Annotated in this window: 12 protein-coding genes and 1 tRNA gene; 8 read left to right on the forward strand and 5 right to left on the reverse strand. The window is 59.0% G+C overall.

Going from position 1 to position 14,986, the window contains the following annotated elements; genetic code table 11:
• Window positions 1-143 precede the first annotated feature (143 nt).
• Window positions 144-1,577, reverse strand: a complete 1,434-nt coding sequence (mgtE, locus tag ASG68_RS23250; RefSeq protein ID WP_062585388.1) for a magnesium transporter — start codon at window positions 1,575-1,577, stop codon at window positions 144-146.
• 258 nt (window positions 1,578-1,835) lie between these two features.
• Here mgtE and ASG68_RS23255 point away from each other — a divergent pair, with 258 nt between their 5' ends.
• The 5 genes from ASG68_RS23255 to ASG68_RS23280 all read left to right on the forward strand — a co-directional run bounded on the left by ASG68_RS23255 (window position 1,836) and on the right by ASG68_RS23280 (window position 8,941).
• A complete protein-coding gene (locus ASG68_RS23255; protein ID WP_062585386.1) occupies window positions 1,836-2,336 on the forward strand; it encodes a peptide deformylase in 501 nt (166 codons plus the stop codon).
• 292 nt (window positions 2,337-2,628) lie between these two features.
• Window positions 2,629-4,455 carry a calcium-binding protein gene (locus ASG68_RS23265; RefSeq protein ID WP_062585382.1) on the forward strand — a complete coding sequence of 609 codons (1,827 nt, stop codon included), beginning with the start codon at window positions 2,629-2,631 and terminating at the stop codon, window positions 4,453-4,455.
• Window positions 4,456-4,499: 44 nt separating this feature from the next.
• A complete protein-coding gene (locus ASG68_RS23270) occupies window positions 4,500-6,293 on the forward strand; it encodes a calcium-binding protein (RefSeq protein ID WP_062585380.1) in 1,794 nt (597 codons plus the stop codon).
• A 396-nt stretch (window positions 6,294-6,689) separates the two neighbouring features.
• Window positions 6,690-7,043: a hypothetical protein gene (locus tag ASG68_RS23275; RefSeq protein ID WP_062585377.1), complete on the forward strand. Its 354-nt coding sequence runs from the start codon at window positions 6,690-6,692 to the stop codon at window positions 7,041-7,043.
• 77 nt (window positions 7,044-7,120) lie between these two features.
• Window positions 7,121-8,941: a calcium-binding protein gene (locus ASG68_RS23280; RefSeq protein WP_156384913.1), complete on the forward strand. Its 1,821-nt coding sequence runs from the start codon at window positions 7,121-7,123 to the stop codon at window positions 8,939-8,941.
• 147 nt (window positions 8,942-9,088) lie between these two features.
• On the opposite strand, the gene ASG68_RS23285 is transcribed toward ASG68_RS23280, so the two are convergent.
• Window positions 9,089-9,173 (reverse strand) — tRNA-Leu (locus tag ASG68_RS23285).
• 193 nt (window positions 9,174-9,366) lie between these two features.
• Here ASG68_RS23285 and lipB point away from each other — a divergent pair.
• Window positions 9,367-10,122 carry a lipoyl(octanoyl) transferase LipB gene (gene lipB, locus ASG68_RS23290; protein ID WP_062585374.1) on the forward strand — a complete coding sequence of 252 codons (756 nt, stop codon included), beginning with the start codon at window positions 9,367-9,369 and terminating at the stop codon, window positions 10,120-10,122.
• Here the strand turns inward: lipB and ASG68_RS23295 are convergent.
• From ASG68_RS23295 to ASG68_RS23305, 3 genes are all read right to left on the reverse strand, one after another.
• Window positions 10,095-11,357 carry a hypothetical protein gene (locus ASG68_RS23295; RefSeq protein WP_062585372.1) on the reverse strand — a complete coding sequence of 421 codons (1,263 nt, stop codon included), beginning with the start codon at window positions 11,355-11,357 and terminating at the stop codon, window positions 10,095-10,097. The genes lipB and ASG68_RS23295 overlap by 28 nt on opposite strands.
• 96 nt (window positions 11,358-11,453) lie before the next feature.
• The gene (locus ASG68_RS23300) at window positions 11,454-12,059 is read right to left on the reverse strand and encodes a hypothetical protein (protein WP_062585369.1); all 606 of its coding nucleotides are present in this window, start codon (window positions 12,057-12,059) and stop codon (window positions 11,454-11,456) included.
• Between the two features lie 128 nt (window positions 12,060-12,187).
• Complete coding sequence (locus tag ASG68_RS23305; protein WP_062585367.1) at window positions 12,188-13,072, reverse strand: DMT family transporter; 885 nt, start codon at window positions 13,070-13,072, stop codon at window positions 12,188-12,190.
• A 316-nt stretch (window positions 13,073-13,388) separates the two neighbouring features.
• On the opposite strand from ASG68_RS23305, the gene ASG68_RS23315 reads away from it, so the two are divergent.
• Both ASG68_RS23315 and ASG68_RS23320 read left to right on the forward strand, forming a co-directional pair.
• Window positions 13,389-13,787 (forward strand): helix-turn-helix domain-containing protein, encoded by a 399-nt coding sequence (locus ASG68_RS23315; RefSeq protein ID WP_062585363.1) that lies wholly within the window; start codon window positions 13,389-13,391, stop codon window positions 13,785-13,787.
• A 67-nt stretch (window positions 13,788-13,854) separates the two neighbouring features.
• Window positions 13,855-14,982, forward strand: coding sequence for an S-(hydroxymethyl)glutathione dehydrogenase/class III alcohol dehydrogenase (locus ASG68_RS23320; RefSeq protein WP_062585361.1), 1,128 nt, complete (start codon window positions 13,855-13,857; stop codon window positions 14,980-14,982).
• The last annotated feature ends 4 nt before the right edge of the window (window positions 14,983-14,986 follow it).

Here is a 14,986-nt window from a genome sequence, read left to right on the forward strand (position 1 = left end):
AGCCGCCCGCTCACATGCGCCGCGAAACGACGGAGATGGAAATGCGGCTGAAATGTCGCGCTGGTCTACTCGCCTAAAACGATGCCGTTGCGATCATAGAGGTCAGTCTGATTGACTTTGACGTAAAAGTCAAACTTTTCACATCAGCTCATGCTGATGCTGAACCACCAGGTGGCAAGGCCGAGGAAGGCGAAGAAGCCAGTCACATCCGTCACCGTCGTCACGAAAACGGCCGAGGACACGGCCGGGTCGGCGCCGAAGCGATCGAGCAGCAACGGGATCATGATGCCGGCCAGCGCGGCAGCAATCATGTTGATCAGCATGGCCACCGCGATGATGCCGCCGATATTGATGTCCTGAAACCAGGCACCTGCCGCCAGGCCAATGAGAACGCCGAACAACAGGCCGTTCAGCAGCCCTACCCCGGCCTCGCGCCGGATAACGCGGAATGCGTTGTGAATATCGAGGTTTCGGGTCGCAAGGGCGCGGACGGTCACGGTCATCGTCTGCGAGCCGGCATTGCCACCCATGCCGGCGACAATCGGCATCAGCACGGCAAGGGCTACGATCTGCTGGATCGTCGCATCGAACAGGCTGATGACGGAAGCTGCCAGGAATGCCGTCACCAGATTGACCAGCAGCCAGACGACGCGCGAACGTGACGCATCGATGATCGAGTCGGACAATTCTTCGTCGCCGACACCGCCAAGGCGCATCAGGTCTTCTTCCGCTTCCTCCTGGATGACGTCGACGACATCATCGATGGTCAGCACGCCGACCAACCGATTGTTCTCATCGACCACGGCGGCAGACAGAAGGTCATACTGCTCGAACAGTTGCGCCGCTTCCTCCTGGTCCATCTCGGCGGGAACCGGGTGATTGGTCTCGCGCATGATGGTCTCGATCTTCACCGAGCGCTTGGTGCGCAGGACGCGGTCAAGATCGAGCGCGCCGAGCAGTTTGAAGGTCGGATCGATGACGAATATCTGGGTGAAGCTTTCCGGGAGGTCGTCGTCCTCGCGCATGTAATCGATCGTCTGGCCGACGGTCCAGAAGGGCGGGACCGCGACGAACTCCGTCTGCATGCGGCGGCCGGCCGTGCTTTCCGGATAATCGAGCGATCGGCGAAGGCGGACCCGCTCGGTAAACGGCAGCTTGGAGAGAATCTCTTCCTGGTCTTCCTGATCGAGATCCTCAAGAATGTAGACCGCGTCGTCGGAATCCATTTCGCCGAGAGCGGCGGCGATCTGCTCGTTCGGCAGGTGCTCGACGATGTCGAGGCGGATTGCCTCGTCCACTTCCGTCAGGGCCGAGAGATCGAACTCTTCGCCGAGCAGGGACACCAGCGCGCGGCGCTGGTCGGGCTGGATCACCTCCAGCAAGTCGCCCATTTCAGACGCATGCAGGCGGGCGACATGCTGGCGCAGATAGAGAAGGTCACGGTCGGCGATGGCAGCACCGACATGCATGAGATAATCGGAACGTACCGAGCCGTCTTCGGCATAGATGTCCGAGCCGTCATAGGCGTCGTCGTCAACGACCTTGCGCTCATTGTCCTGTTCGCCGGTTCCGCTCATGTGCCCGCCCTCAATTATATTTCAGCCATCCGAAAGACCGGCCGGAAGCCGGGCTGGAGCAGGAAGGCGATGTGATCGACCGGTGGTCGCGGCATGCCCGAAAAAGCCAGCCGCCATCCCGTGCTACCCCAACAAGCCCGTGAGGTCCACAGGCGGTTTCCCCGGTTGCGCTTCGCCTCCGTCACTTTTGCCCAAGCTGTTGCAAAATCATGTGAATTGTATAGCTGTTGAAGCCAGACCGAAGCTGGAGCCTGCCCCTTGCCGATACGACCGATCCTCCGGTTTCCCGATGCGCGGCTCAGGACGTCGGCTGCGCCCGTCGAACGCTTCGATGCAGACCTTGCAGCCCTTGCCGCGGACCTTCTCGACACGATGCGGGCAGCACCCGGAATCGGCATCACGGCCCCGCATATCGGCATCCTGCAGCGGCTGACCGTGATCGAGATCGACCCCGCCTCCGGCGTGCCGACCTATGTAAACCCCGAGATCATCTGGTCATCGACCGAGATCGTCGAGCATGCCGAAGGCAGCGTCTCCATGCCGGGTATCACCGAGGACGTGGTGCGCCCGCGTGCGGTGCGCGTGCGCTACCAGACGCTTACCGGAGAGATCAAAGAAGAAGACGCGGACGGTCTTCTGGCCTTCTGCCTGCAGCACGAAATCGACCAGCTTGACGGAATGTTCTGGCTGCAGCGGCTCTCGCGTCTCAAGCGGGAGCGGGCGGTGAAGCGTTTCGCGAAGCAGGAGAAGGCTGGCTAACGGCTGGCGGAATTGCCACAGGGGCACCTGTTCTTCTACGACGAACTCCTCTGTCACATCGACCTCTCGCCGACGGTGCCTGAGGCTTCGCTGCTCGACCCGAATGCTCGTGCGCCTGCGACAGCGGGAGTCCCTGTTCGCGGTACTGCTCTCGCCTATATCAGAAGCGATCAGCAGACGCTGGATGGGCCCGAATAACGAACAACCAAAGGTAGCCGGCTTACCGATATTTTCTACTGACTTGACACGTTCCTTCCGCAAAAGGAACATAAGCCACTTTGGAGGAAAGCCCATGCCGACAATCAAGCAGATCATTCACGACACGTCCGACCCGCTGGACACGCCTCTCGAGCAGATCGCGGCCCGGGCGACCACCCCAGGCTGGTCCATGACCGAAGTATCGGACAGCGCTTTCGTCTGGGGGCGAGCAATTCCTTTCTCCAGTGTGCCCGGAGATTACCTACTCTCATATAACAGTATCATTTTTCAGGGGACCGGGTTCGCCTATGACGGCGGCGCCCTGCCCGCTTCCGGTATCATCACGTCAATCACGATCAACTATATGGACGGCAAGATTTCTGGTGACACCGTCATCATGCCCCAGCCGAGGTTGGAGTTCACCGGACTGGCGATCGACCTTTCCGAGTTGGGCGAAGAAGTGCTCGCCGCACTCACAGGCGATATCGCGCCGCTCTACAATTACTTTCTCGACCTCCAGTGGACATATGAGGGCAGCACCAGGGACACGGGTGATCGGTTCAAGGGCGGCAATCAGGACGATGACATCAGCGGCGATGGCGGCAATGACTGGCTTTACGGTCTGGGAGGTAATGACATCCTGCGTCTGAGCAATTCCTACTCCATTGGCAGACTTTTCGGTGGTGACGGCGACGACGTGCTCATCGCCGAGGGAGGCAGAAGGAACTATCTCAATGGAGGCGCGGGCGCTGACACATTGATTGGTGGCACCAGTGGACAGGACTATGCCGACTATTCCGATGCATCTTCGGGAGTGACCGTCAACCTGGCAAACCCCTCCCAGAATACCGGCGATGCCAGCGGGGATACCTTTCAGTCGATCGAGATAATCGTCGGGTCGGCCTTCGGTGACTTTCTGACAGGCGACGACAAGGCGAACAAGCTCATCGGCGGCGCAGGCGCTGATGTCTTTGTCGGTGGAGGTGGCGGTGACACTTTCGTTGGCGGGCCAGAGTCGACCCCTGACAGCTCGTATCTTGATCCCGATACCGTCGATTACAGCAACTCGACATCCGGTCTCACGGTCAGCCTTGCCAATCCCGCCCACAATACAGGTGATGCGCAGGGTGACACGTTTTCATTCATAGAGAACCTGATCGCGTCCAATTTCAGCGACGTTCTGTATGGAACGGGCGAGCCAAACAGCATCAAGGGACTGGACGGTGACGACACCATCAAGGGGTATAGCTGGGAGGATACCCTCGACGGCGGCAATGGAAACGACCGGCTCGATGGCGGCACCGAGGCGGATACCATGATCGGCGGACTGGGAAATGATGTCTTTGTCGTCGATGACGTCGGCGACAAGGTCACGGAATTCGCGTCGGAGGGAACCGACAGCATCGAGGCATCGGTCAGCTATTCCCTCGCAGGCATCCATGTCGAACGCCTCTACCTCACTAGTTCCGCTGCGATCAACGGCACCGGCAACAGTCTCGACAACGTCCTCAAGGCCAATTCGGGACGCAACATGCTCAACGGGGCCGGTGGAAGCGACAAGATCAATGGCGCCGGCGGCGCGGATCTTCTCACCGGCGGGACAGGCTCCGACCAGTTCATCTATTCGAATCTGTCCGACTCGACCGTGGATGTATCCGGCCGGGATACCATCCTCGACTTCGCCCGTGGACAGGACAGGATCAACGTGAGCCTGATCGATGCCAATACGAAGGTTTCGGGAGACCAGGCTTTCACCTTCATCGGAGGTGCGGCATATTCGAACAAGGCTGGCGAGCTTCGCTACGGGATCAGTGGTGGACAGACGGTCATATCCGGCGACGTCAACGGAGATGGGGTCACCGACTTCAAGATCGTTCTCTCCGGCAGCATCGCGCTCGGATCATCGGATTTCGTTCTCTGAAATCATCTCTGCCAACAGGGCATTACCTTTAAGGAGGAACACCAATGGCAACCATCAGGCAAATCCTTCCATACTCACACAGCGACGCACTCACGCCTCTCGAACAGGTCGCCGAAAGTGCGGTAGCCACCGGTGGCGCCCTGTACGAAATCTCGGCGAATGCCTTCGTCTGGGGGCACGTCTATCCGTACAGCGAGCCCGGAGAATACTACATCGACAACGGCAGCATCATCTTCGAGGGGGTCGGCTTCACCTATGACGGCGGTGACCTGCCCGCTTCCGGCATCATCACCTCGATCAGCATCAACCGGTATAGCGAGATTACCGACGAAACCGTCATCGTCCCCGACCTGAAGCTGGAATTCACCGATCTGGCCATCGACCTTTCAGAGATGGGCGACGAAGTGCTCGCCGCGCTCACAGGCGACATCGCGCCCCTCTACAACTACTTTCTCGATCTCCAGTGGGCCTTCCAAGGCAACGACAGTGGCACCTACGAGGACCTCTTCGAGGGTGGCAATCTTGACGATATCATCGATGGTAACGGCGGCAACGCTACACTCTACGGCCTGGGTGGTGATGATGTCCTGCGCGTCAATGATGCCAGCTACGGCTACCTTTACGGTGGAGACGGAGACGACGTACTGATCGTCAAGGGCGGTCTCCGAAACCTCCTCAACGGTGGCGCAGGTGCCGACACGTTGATCGGTGGCGGTAGCAAGGAAGATCGGGCGGATTATTCGGACTCGGCTGTCGGTTTGACCGTGAGCCTCGCCACCCCCTCGATCAATACCGGCGATGCAGCCGGTGACGTCTACCAATCCATCGAGATCATCGCCGGCTCGGCCTTTAACGACAGGCTGATCGGCGATGGAAATGCAAACTCGCTCATCGGAGGAGATGGAGATGACGTCCTCATCGGCGGTGCGGGCCGCGACGGTCTGGGTGGCGGCAATGGTATTGATACCGCTGACTACAGCGGATCGGCGTCCGGCCTTGTCGTCAGTCTTGCAAACCCCCAATACAATACAGGCGAGGCGCAGGGTGATACCTTTTCATCGATAGAGGTTCTGATCGGATCGAATTTTATAGACGAACTCTACGGAACGAACGGGGCGGATACGATCAAGAGTCTGGGTGGCGACGATGCCATCAAGGGTTATGGCGGTGACGACACCCTGGAGGGGGGCGACGGAAACGACTGGTTCGATGGAGGTACCGGTGCGGATTCGATGGTCGGCGGATTGGGGGATGATGTGTTCATCGTCGATGATGTCGGCGACCAGGTCAGCGAGTTTGACTCGCAGGGAACCGACAACATCGAGGCATCCGTCAGCTACTCACTCGGTGGAATCCATGTCGATAATCTCTATCTGACCGGCTCTGCCGAGATTAATGGCACCGGCAACAGCCTCAACAACGTCGTCAAGGGCAATTCGGGAAGAAATAATCTCGATGGGTCCGGGGGAACCGACAAGATCAATGGCGCCGGCGGCGCGGATATACTGACCGGCGGAACCGGCCCCGATCAATTCATCTACTCGAATTTGTCCGATTCCACCGCGGATACGTCAGGCCGGGACACCATTCTCGACTTCGCCAAGGGACAGGACCGGGTCAATCTGAGCCCGATCGATGCCAACACGAAAACGTCCGGAGACCAGGCGTTCACCTTCATCGGAGGCGCTGCTTACTCGAACAAGGCCGGCGAGCTTCGCTATGGGATCAATGGCGACCAGACGATAATATCCGGCGACGTGAACGGCGACGGTGTGACGGACTTCAAGATCGTTCTCTCCGGCAGCATCTCACTCGGATCAGCGGACTTCGTGCTCTGAAATGAATAACATGACAATTGGCCGGTCGCGATGAAATTGCGGCTGGCTACTGCTGCGCAACGAGTGCCGGCGACGCTGTCACGAGCATAAAAAAGTATTGGAAATCATTGACAAGACAACAAAAAACCCGGCCTAAAGCCGGGTTTTTGGTGCGGTCGAGAAGACTCGGGAAAACTCCGCAACGCCTTATGTCCCGGGCCTTTCATGGTCCAACGTGGCATTTTTACGACCACTAAATTTCAGTGGGTTACGAAACGGTGGTCCAATGCCAGGGCTCGTTTTGTTCTCCGCCCACAGCGCGCGTTATTCACACTTTTCGGTGCCTGTGGACAACCACCCTAGGCCGCCCTCTCCCGGCTCTTAATCCAATCTTGTTTTGCGTCTAGGAGAATCATCATGAACCAGTTCGTGACGCCTTCGCTCGTCCCTACGATGGGCAGCCTGATCCACTTGCCTGACGTCATCACGTTCGACTATGCCGCCGTCTCCTATCTGGAGCACAGCGGGAACGGCAAATTTCTCCCCCGCATCATCGAGCATTTTCACGGCCGGCCGCTCGCATCGATCTTTCCGTTCGACATTTACCAGATGCCCGAGGTACTCTACTCGATCGTCTCAAAAGCAACTCGCAATCGCCCGGCGCTGACACCAGCCCGATCCGTCCTCATCCACGGCTACGAGCGAGGCTGGTGCAACCGCATTTTGTTGCGTCGCTTCGACACAGCTCGAACGACGCATAGTCTAAGGTAGCCGGCTCACCGGTCGTTTCTATCTGCTTGACATGTCCGTTCTTCGAAAGGAACATTTCCTTTTGTGAAGGAATTTCTATGCCCAGAATTAAGCAAATAGTTGCAAACAATGACAACCCGGTATTGACACCTCTCGAGCAGATCGTGGCCAGTGCAGCCACAGCTGGCAGTATGCTCGTCGAAATATCGGCCAATGCCTTCATCTGGGGAAGGGCAACTCCGTATGGCGACCCCGGAGACTACTGGGTCAAAGAAAAGAGCATCGTTTTCGAGGGAGTTGGCTTCATCTATGATGGCGGAGACCTGCCCGCCTCCGGCATTCTCACCTCGATTACAATCAGCGGCACCGGCCTGATTTCCGACGATAACGTCATCGTCCCTTACCCCAAACTCGAATTCACTGGCCTGGCGATCGACCTTTCCGAAATGGGTGATGAACTGCTCGCGGCGCTCACCGGCGATATCGCACCTCTCTACAATTACTTCCTCGACCTTCAATGGGCCTATGAAGGCAACGACTCTCCTTTCAACCGCGAGGACCGGTTCGAGGGGAGTAATCTTGACGATATCATCAATGGCAATGGTGGCGATGATTGGCTCTACGGCCTCGGAGGCAATGACGTCCTGCGCTTAACAAATGGCCGTTACAACGGCCACCTTTTCGGCGGGGACGGCGACGACGTGCTCATCGTGAAGGGCGGCGACGTGAATATGCTGAATGGCGGTCCGGGCGCCGATATATTGATCGGCGGTACGAGTGGCATAGACTATGCTGACTATTCCGACGCGTCTTCCAGAGTGAGTGTGAACCTGGCAAACCCTTCGTTGAACAGCGGCGATGCAGCGGGGGACATTTTCCAGTCCATTGAGATCATCGTTGGCTCAGCCTTTGATGACTTCTTTCAAGGCGACGAACAGGCAAACGAATTCGTCGGCGGCGGCGGGAATGATGCTTTCATCGGAGGGGCTGGCGGCGACACGTTTATTGGTGACGGTCAATATTCTAATCAGCTTATCGGTTTTGATATTGTCAGTTATAGCACCGCAACGTCCGGGGTTATCGCTAATCTTGCAAATCCTGAGAACAACACAGGCGATGCACGGAATGACTTCTATCGTTCCATTGAGGGCCTGCAGGGATCGTATTTTAGCGACGAGCTTTACGGAACGAATACGGCGAATACGATTTGGGGCTTCGACGGCGACGACATTATCAAGGGTTACGGTGGCGACGACATCATGGAGGGTGGCAAAGGCAACGACCGGATCGATGGCGGTACCGAGGCGGACACGATGACCGGCGGATCGGGGGATGACGTTTACGTGGTCGATAACACCGGTGACAAGGTCACGGAACTGGCATCGGAGGGAACGGACAGCATCGAAGCGTCCATCAGCTACTCACTCGCAGGCAATCATGTCGAAAACGTATACCTGACCGGTTCCATTGCGATCAATGGCACAGGCAACAGCCTCGACAATGTCGTGAAGGGCAACGCGGGCAGAAACAGCCTCAATGGCTCGGGTGGAAGCGACAAGATCAATGGCGCCGGCGGCGCGGATCTATTGACCGGCGGCACTGGCCCCGATCAATTCATATACTCGAAATTGTCCGATTCAACCGTCGATGCGGCGGGCCGGGATACCATTCTCGACTTCGCCAAGGGACAGGACAGGATCAACCTGAGCCCGATCGATGCCAACACGAAAATATCCGGAGACCAGGCATTCACCTTCATCGGAGGAGCGGCTTACTCGAACAAAGCCGGCGAGCTTCGTTACGGAGTAAGCGGCGGTCAGACGGTGATATCCGGCGACGTCAACGGTGACGGCGTCACGGACTTCAAGATCGTTCTCTCCGGCATCATCGCGCTCGGATCGGCCGACTTCGTGCTGTGAAATGAATGACATGACAATTGGCCGGTCGCGATGACATTGCGGCTGGCTACTGCTGCGCAACGAGTGCCGGCGACGCTGTCACGAGCATAAAAAAGTGTTGGAAATCATTGACAAGACAACAAAAAACCCGGCCTAAAGCCGGGTTTTTGGTGCGGTCGAGAAGACTCGAACTTCCACGGGTTGCCCCACAGCGACCTCAACGCTGCGCGTCTACCAATTCCGCCACGACCGCATCGTGGTAGGCCGAATTGCTCCGGCGGGGGTGCATGTAGCAAAAGGTTTTGGGGCGCACAAGGGCATGATGACAGAAAGTTGTCGGTCGGATGAACTATTTCAACAGGCCTGCCATGGACCCGTTGAGAATGCTGGACTCTTGGGCTTACGCGTACCATTTAGAAAACAAACACAACTGGATTTCCCACGCGATGCAACGCGAAAGCCTTGAAAAGACATTCTTTGCCGACGGCGACTGTCCGCCTGTCCGCTGGAGAATCGCGACCGCACCGGTCGATTACGACGACGCCATCGAGACCATGGAGCGCGAGGTCGCGGCAATTTCGGCCGGTGAAGCGGACGAACTCGTCTGGCTGGTCGAGCATCCGCCGCTCTATACCGCTGGAACCAGCGCCGATTCCGCCGATCTGGTCATGCCGGACCGATTCCCTGTCTACAAGACGGGCCGCGGTGGCGAATATACCTATCATGGCCCCGGACAGCGCGTCGTCTATGCCATGCTGGACCTGAAGCGGCGGCGGCAGGATGTGCGGGCCTTCGTTTCGGCGATCGAGGAACTGGCCATTGAAACACTCGCGAGCATGAACGTGAAGGGTGAGCGCAGAGAAGACCGCGTCGGCGTCTGGGTTCGGCGACCGGAACGCCCTGCCCTTGCCGATGGGTCCATCGCCGAGGACAAGATCGCCGCCATCGGCATCCGCCTGCGCAAATGGGTGAGCTTTCATGGCATGTCGCTGAATGTCGATCCCGATCTCGATCATTTCGGCGGTATCGTGCCCTGTGGCATCCGCGGCTACGGTGTCACCAGCCTGGTCGATCTCGGCCTGCCGGTGATGATGACCGATGTGGATATCAAGCTGCGCCAGGCCTTCGAGCAGATTTTCGGCCCGACGGTGAGCGACGACGATGTGCTGCCCGTTCAGGAAAACAACCTGTCCGTCGCATAGACGATGGCATATCCATGCAGCAGGACGGCGGCATAGAGGCCGAAGCCGCTGAAAATGCGCTGACCGCCGGTCATCTCTTCCAGCCGGTGGCGCGGCTTGATGCCGCCCTTGCCCATGAGGCTGAGCAGCGCGAAGACGGCGAGACCCGCCAGCAGCGCCTGCGACGACATGCCGATGCGCCAACCGATCCCCAGGATGACCAAGGTCACCAGGAAACTGCCGGCCGTCAGGCTGAGCCGGGAGCGAAACACCTGCCGCAGCACCTGGCCGCCATCGAAGCGGTTCATCGGTAACAGGTTGAGCAGATTGAAGGCACCGAGGATCAGCAGGAAGATCAAGACTGTCGGCCCGGAGACAAAGCCCAACAGGCCCTGCCCGCCCGTCTCGTGCAGGGCGATGGCCACCGGGATCAAGAAGGCTGACATGCCGGCCCCCATCAGCGCGCAGGTCGCCACCTCGAACAGTGAATTGTACGGCCTGCCTCCGATGGCGACGCCGCCCAGCAAGGGCACGAAGATCATCCGAACCGTCTTGTGGCCGAATGCACGGTAAGCGGCCATATGGCCGAGTTCATGCAGGACGATGACCAGCGTCAGCAGCGCCGAGAGCATCAGGCCACTCGGATTGAGCCCGAAGAAGGGCCAGAGCAACAGGGTCGAGACGACCGCGAGGCCACACTGCACGGCGGGATGCTCGAAACCGACACGCTCCGGCTGGCTCTCGCCTGTCTGCAGCCATTGCCTGAGGGCCTTGACCTCACGCCGCAGCGCGAAGAAGCGAAAGATCAGGAAGGCGAAGCCCCGGTATCGATCGGTCTGCGCGATCGTCAACTCTACCGTTTCGCCATTGTCGTCGAGCTGTCGCTCCTCGCGAAAATCCTTCCAGAAGGAGGCATCAAGGGCGCTGTCATCGAGGACGCGCGACTGATAGCGGTAACCGATTTCCTCTATCGCGATCTCGAAAGTCCTGACGATTGGCTGACCATGCCGGTCGAGATGGGTGTAGGTCTGCCGCACATGATTTTCGGTGCCGGGCAGCACTTCGCTTGTCAGGACGGAATGATGCCAGTCGGCGGCATGCCCCAGCGGCGACACGGCGCTCCATATCTTTTCCATTGGCGCATTCAATGCCGCGCGCACACGCAGCGTGCGCAGGCCGAGCGGCGCGGCCATCAGCAGCCAGAGCAGGCCGATATTGATGACTAGCAGTAAGATTGCCGATATGTGCATCGCCATATGCGTTCTCCACTGTCGTCGGCTGAACGCTACCCGCAGAGCATGAACAAATCGTGCCGGTAGCCGGATGTCACCGGCTTGCGGCCCAAGGACAGGTCATGCGGCAGCGGCGGCGTGATCACCTTGCACGCCCGTCAGGACGCCGATCTGATGCAGCATGCGCCGCTCCCGCTCGGTCAGGTCCGCGCCGCGCGACCGGGCGATCGCGCTCATGACCCAACTGATGAGATGGACATCCGCCACCTGCAAGCCGTGCTGCCGGCTACCGCGAAGGCTCGCCCAAATGCCGATATCCTCTGTCATCGCGAGGCGAATCTGCTCCAGCGCGAAGATCGACAGACTGTCGGGAATATGATGGGAGATATCGACGATATGAAACAGCAGGTCGAGTTCGATGCGCGAATTGACGACGCCGCGTGTCGAGATCATCGCGATCAGCCAATCGGCGTTCCACTCGTCCATGGCGCCCTGCGGATAGCAAGTACGAACGATGAAATTGGTCATCGTATCGATGAAGTAGTGATGCCATTCCGGGCATTTCTCTCCACAGGATGTGTTGATCGCGAGAAGGATCATCGCATCCTGCGACGAGGTGAGGCCCTGGACGAAGACATGCTCGCGAAGAATGTCGATGTCCTCGGCCGTCAGGCGCATTTTCCCGGCGATCACGCATGCCGGATAAGAAAGACGAAGCTCACCCATCTTTTCCTCCCGTTTCCTCATGAAACTGGAAATAAGGGTAGGACCAAGCCGTTTCCAATCCGGAAAGATTGAGTCTTAGCAGAGGCTTGCCGGATTCATTCAATTTTTACCATTAAGCGCCGCGAGCCCTACACGACTTCGGGATTCTGCAGAAGTGCTGCTCGCCTTTCCCGCCAGATCATGAACAGGCCCGAACCGACGATGATGGCGATCCCCAGCCATTTCGATGCGGTCGGAAACTCGTTGAAGATCAGGAAGCCCAGCGCCGTGCCGGTGATGATCTCGAAATAGTGGAAGGGTGCCAGCAGCGACACCGGTGCGGCCTGGAAGGCCTTGACGACGAGCAGATGCCCGTAGCCGGAGATTGTGCCGAGCGTCACCACCAGAACCCAGCCGAGCGTGGAACTGGGCAGCGATGGTACAAAATCCACGGAGCCGGCGGTGTAGCCGATGGCGATCGCCACGGCCATGAACAGGGAGCCTCCAATACCGGCGATGATCTGCATGGTCATCGGCGTATCGGCATTGCCAAGCGCCCGGTTCATCAGAAGATAGCAGGCAAACAGGAAGGCGCAGCCGACCGGCAGCAGCGATTTCAGGCCGAATAGTTCGAAACTCGGCTGAATCACGATCATGGCGCCGCCGAAACCGACGACGATCGCCGTCCACCGCCGCCAGCCCACCTTCTCGCGCAGGATCAGCGCCGAAAGGCAGGTGAGTATGAAAGGCTCGACGAAATAGATGGCGAAGACATCTGCCAGCGGCATGTATTTCACCGAGACGAAGAACAGCAGCGCGGCAGCAGCCAGAAGGACGCCGCGGAGCAGGTTGAACCACAGGCGCTGCGGTTTCAGGGCCTGCGGGCCACCGGTCGTCAGCAGCAGCGGCATCACGGAAACCAGTTGAAAGAAGAACCGGTAGAAGGTCACCTGCCCCGGCGACATGCCTTCGTAGACCGCCATGTATTTCGCGATCGCGTCCATGCAGGGCAGGATGATCATGGCGAAGAGCATGATCGCGAGACCTTGCAGGACCGTGTTGGCGGGCGCGCGGGCGGAGGATGACGAGCTGTTCACGAGATTCTTTCCTGAGGGCACGTGGGACTTTAGAGTGTATTCGAGCGCTTTCAACCACATGCGGGGCTTTTCCGACAAACTGATTCACAAAGCCGACGTGGATCGAAGGTGCTTAGGCGACATTTTTTGCCGTTGGAGGATGCCCGCCTTGCTGATCGGACCTGTAAGCTGACACACTTGCAATGCGACCGCTGCGCCTTGCGGTCGAAAATATGCAAGGATCATTCCGGCCACCCGGCACAGGGAGAGACAGATGCGTTTGTCGACAGATCAAGTGATGGCGATGCTACGGCGGCCCGCCGATAACGACACACTCGGAGGCCGCATCTGGCGCGCGCGCGATGCTCTAGGTCTGACAGCACAGGACCTGGCCGACCGGCTCGGTGTTCGCACCGACACGGTCTCCGCCTGGGAGCGCGACCGCTCGGAACCACGCACCAACCGCCTGTTCATGCTCGCCGGCGTGCTCGGCGTTACCCCGGCCTGGCTGATCGCCGGAATCGGAGAAGCGCCGAAGGATGATCTCTCGAACACGCTCACCGGGCAGCTTCGCGACCAACTGGCGCAGGTGAAGAAACTGCATGAACAGACAGGAAAAGCGATTTGCGCCCTTGAGATGGAGCTCAACCGCGTCCTACAGGACATCCAGTAAATCGCCATCCGATTCCACACCAATTCGCCTTGAGCGCTGCCGGCTAGTCTGCGATTGTGGCGCCACCATGGACGTACGCGCCGCCGTTGCGGTTGCCGCTGGCAAGCCGTTGGAGATCATGACCGTTCAGCTGGACGGACCGAAGGCGGGCGAGGTGCTGGTCGAGGTAAAGGCGACGGGCATCTGCCATACCGACGACTTCACCCTGTCGGGTGCCGATCCGGAAGGCCTGTTTCCGGCGATCCTCGGCCATGAAGGCGCCGGCGTGGTCGTCGATGTCGGACCGGGCGTCACATCGCTGAAGAAGGGCGACCATGTCATCCCGCTCTACACGCCGGAATGCCGCGAATGCTATTCCTGCACGAGCCGCAAGACCAATCTCTGTACCTCGATCCGCGCAACCCAGGGTCAGGGCGTGATGCCGGATGGCACGAGCCGCTTCTCGATCGGCAAGGACAAGATCCATCACTATATGGGCTGCTCGACCTTCGCCAATTTCACCGTCCTGCCGGAGATCGCGCTCGCCAAGATCAATCCCGACGCGCCGTTCGACAAGGTCTGCTATATCGGCTGCGGCGTGACGACCGGCATCGGCGCCGTCATCAACACGGCCAAGGTGGAAGTCGGTTCGACGGCGATCGTCTTCGGTCTCGGCGGCATTGGCCTCAACGTGCTGCAGGGCCTGCGGCTGGCCGGCGCCGACATGATCATCGGCGTCGACATCAATCCCGACCGCAAGGCATGGGGCGAGAAGTTCGGCATGACGCACTTCGTCAACCCGAAAGAGGTCGGCGACGATATCGTTCCCTATCTCGTCAACCTGACCAAGCGCGGCAACGACCTGATCGGCGGCGCCGACTATACGTTCGACTGCACCGGCAACACCAAGGTGATGCGCCAGGCGCTCGAAAGCTCGCATCGCGGCTGGGGCAAGTCGGTCATCATCGGCGTCGCGGGTGCGGGCCAGGAGATCTCGACGCGTCCGTTCCAGCTGGTGACCGGCCGCAACTGGATGGGCACGGCCTTCGGTGGCGCCCGCGGCCGCACCGACGTGCCGAAAATCGTCGACTGGTACATGCAGGGCAAGATCCAGATCGACCCGATGATCACCCATACGATGCCGCTCGACGACATCAACAAGGGCTTCGACCTCATGCACAAGGGCGAAAGCATCAGGGGGGTGGTCATCTATTGATTCG

This window comes from Rhizobium sp. Leaf453 (assembly GCF_001425605.1).
In the GTDB taxonomy this organism is placed as follows: domain Bacteria; phylum Pseudomonadota; class Alphaproteobacteria; order Rhizobiales; family Rhizobiaceae; genus Pararhizobium.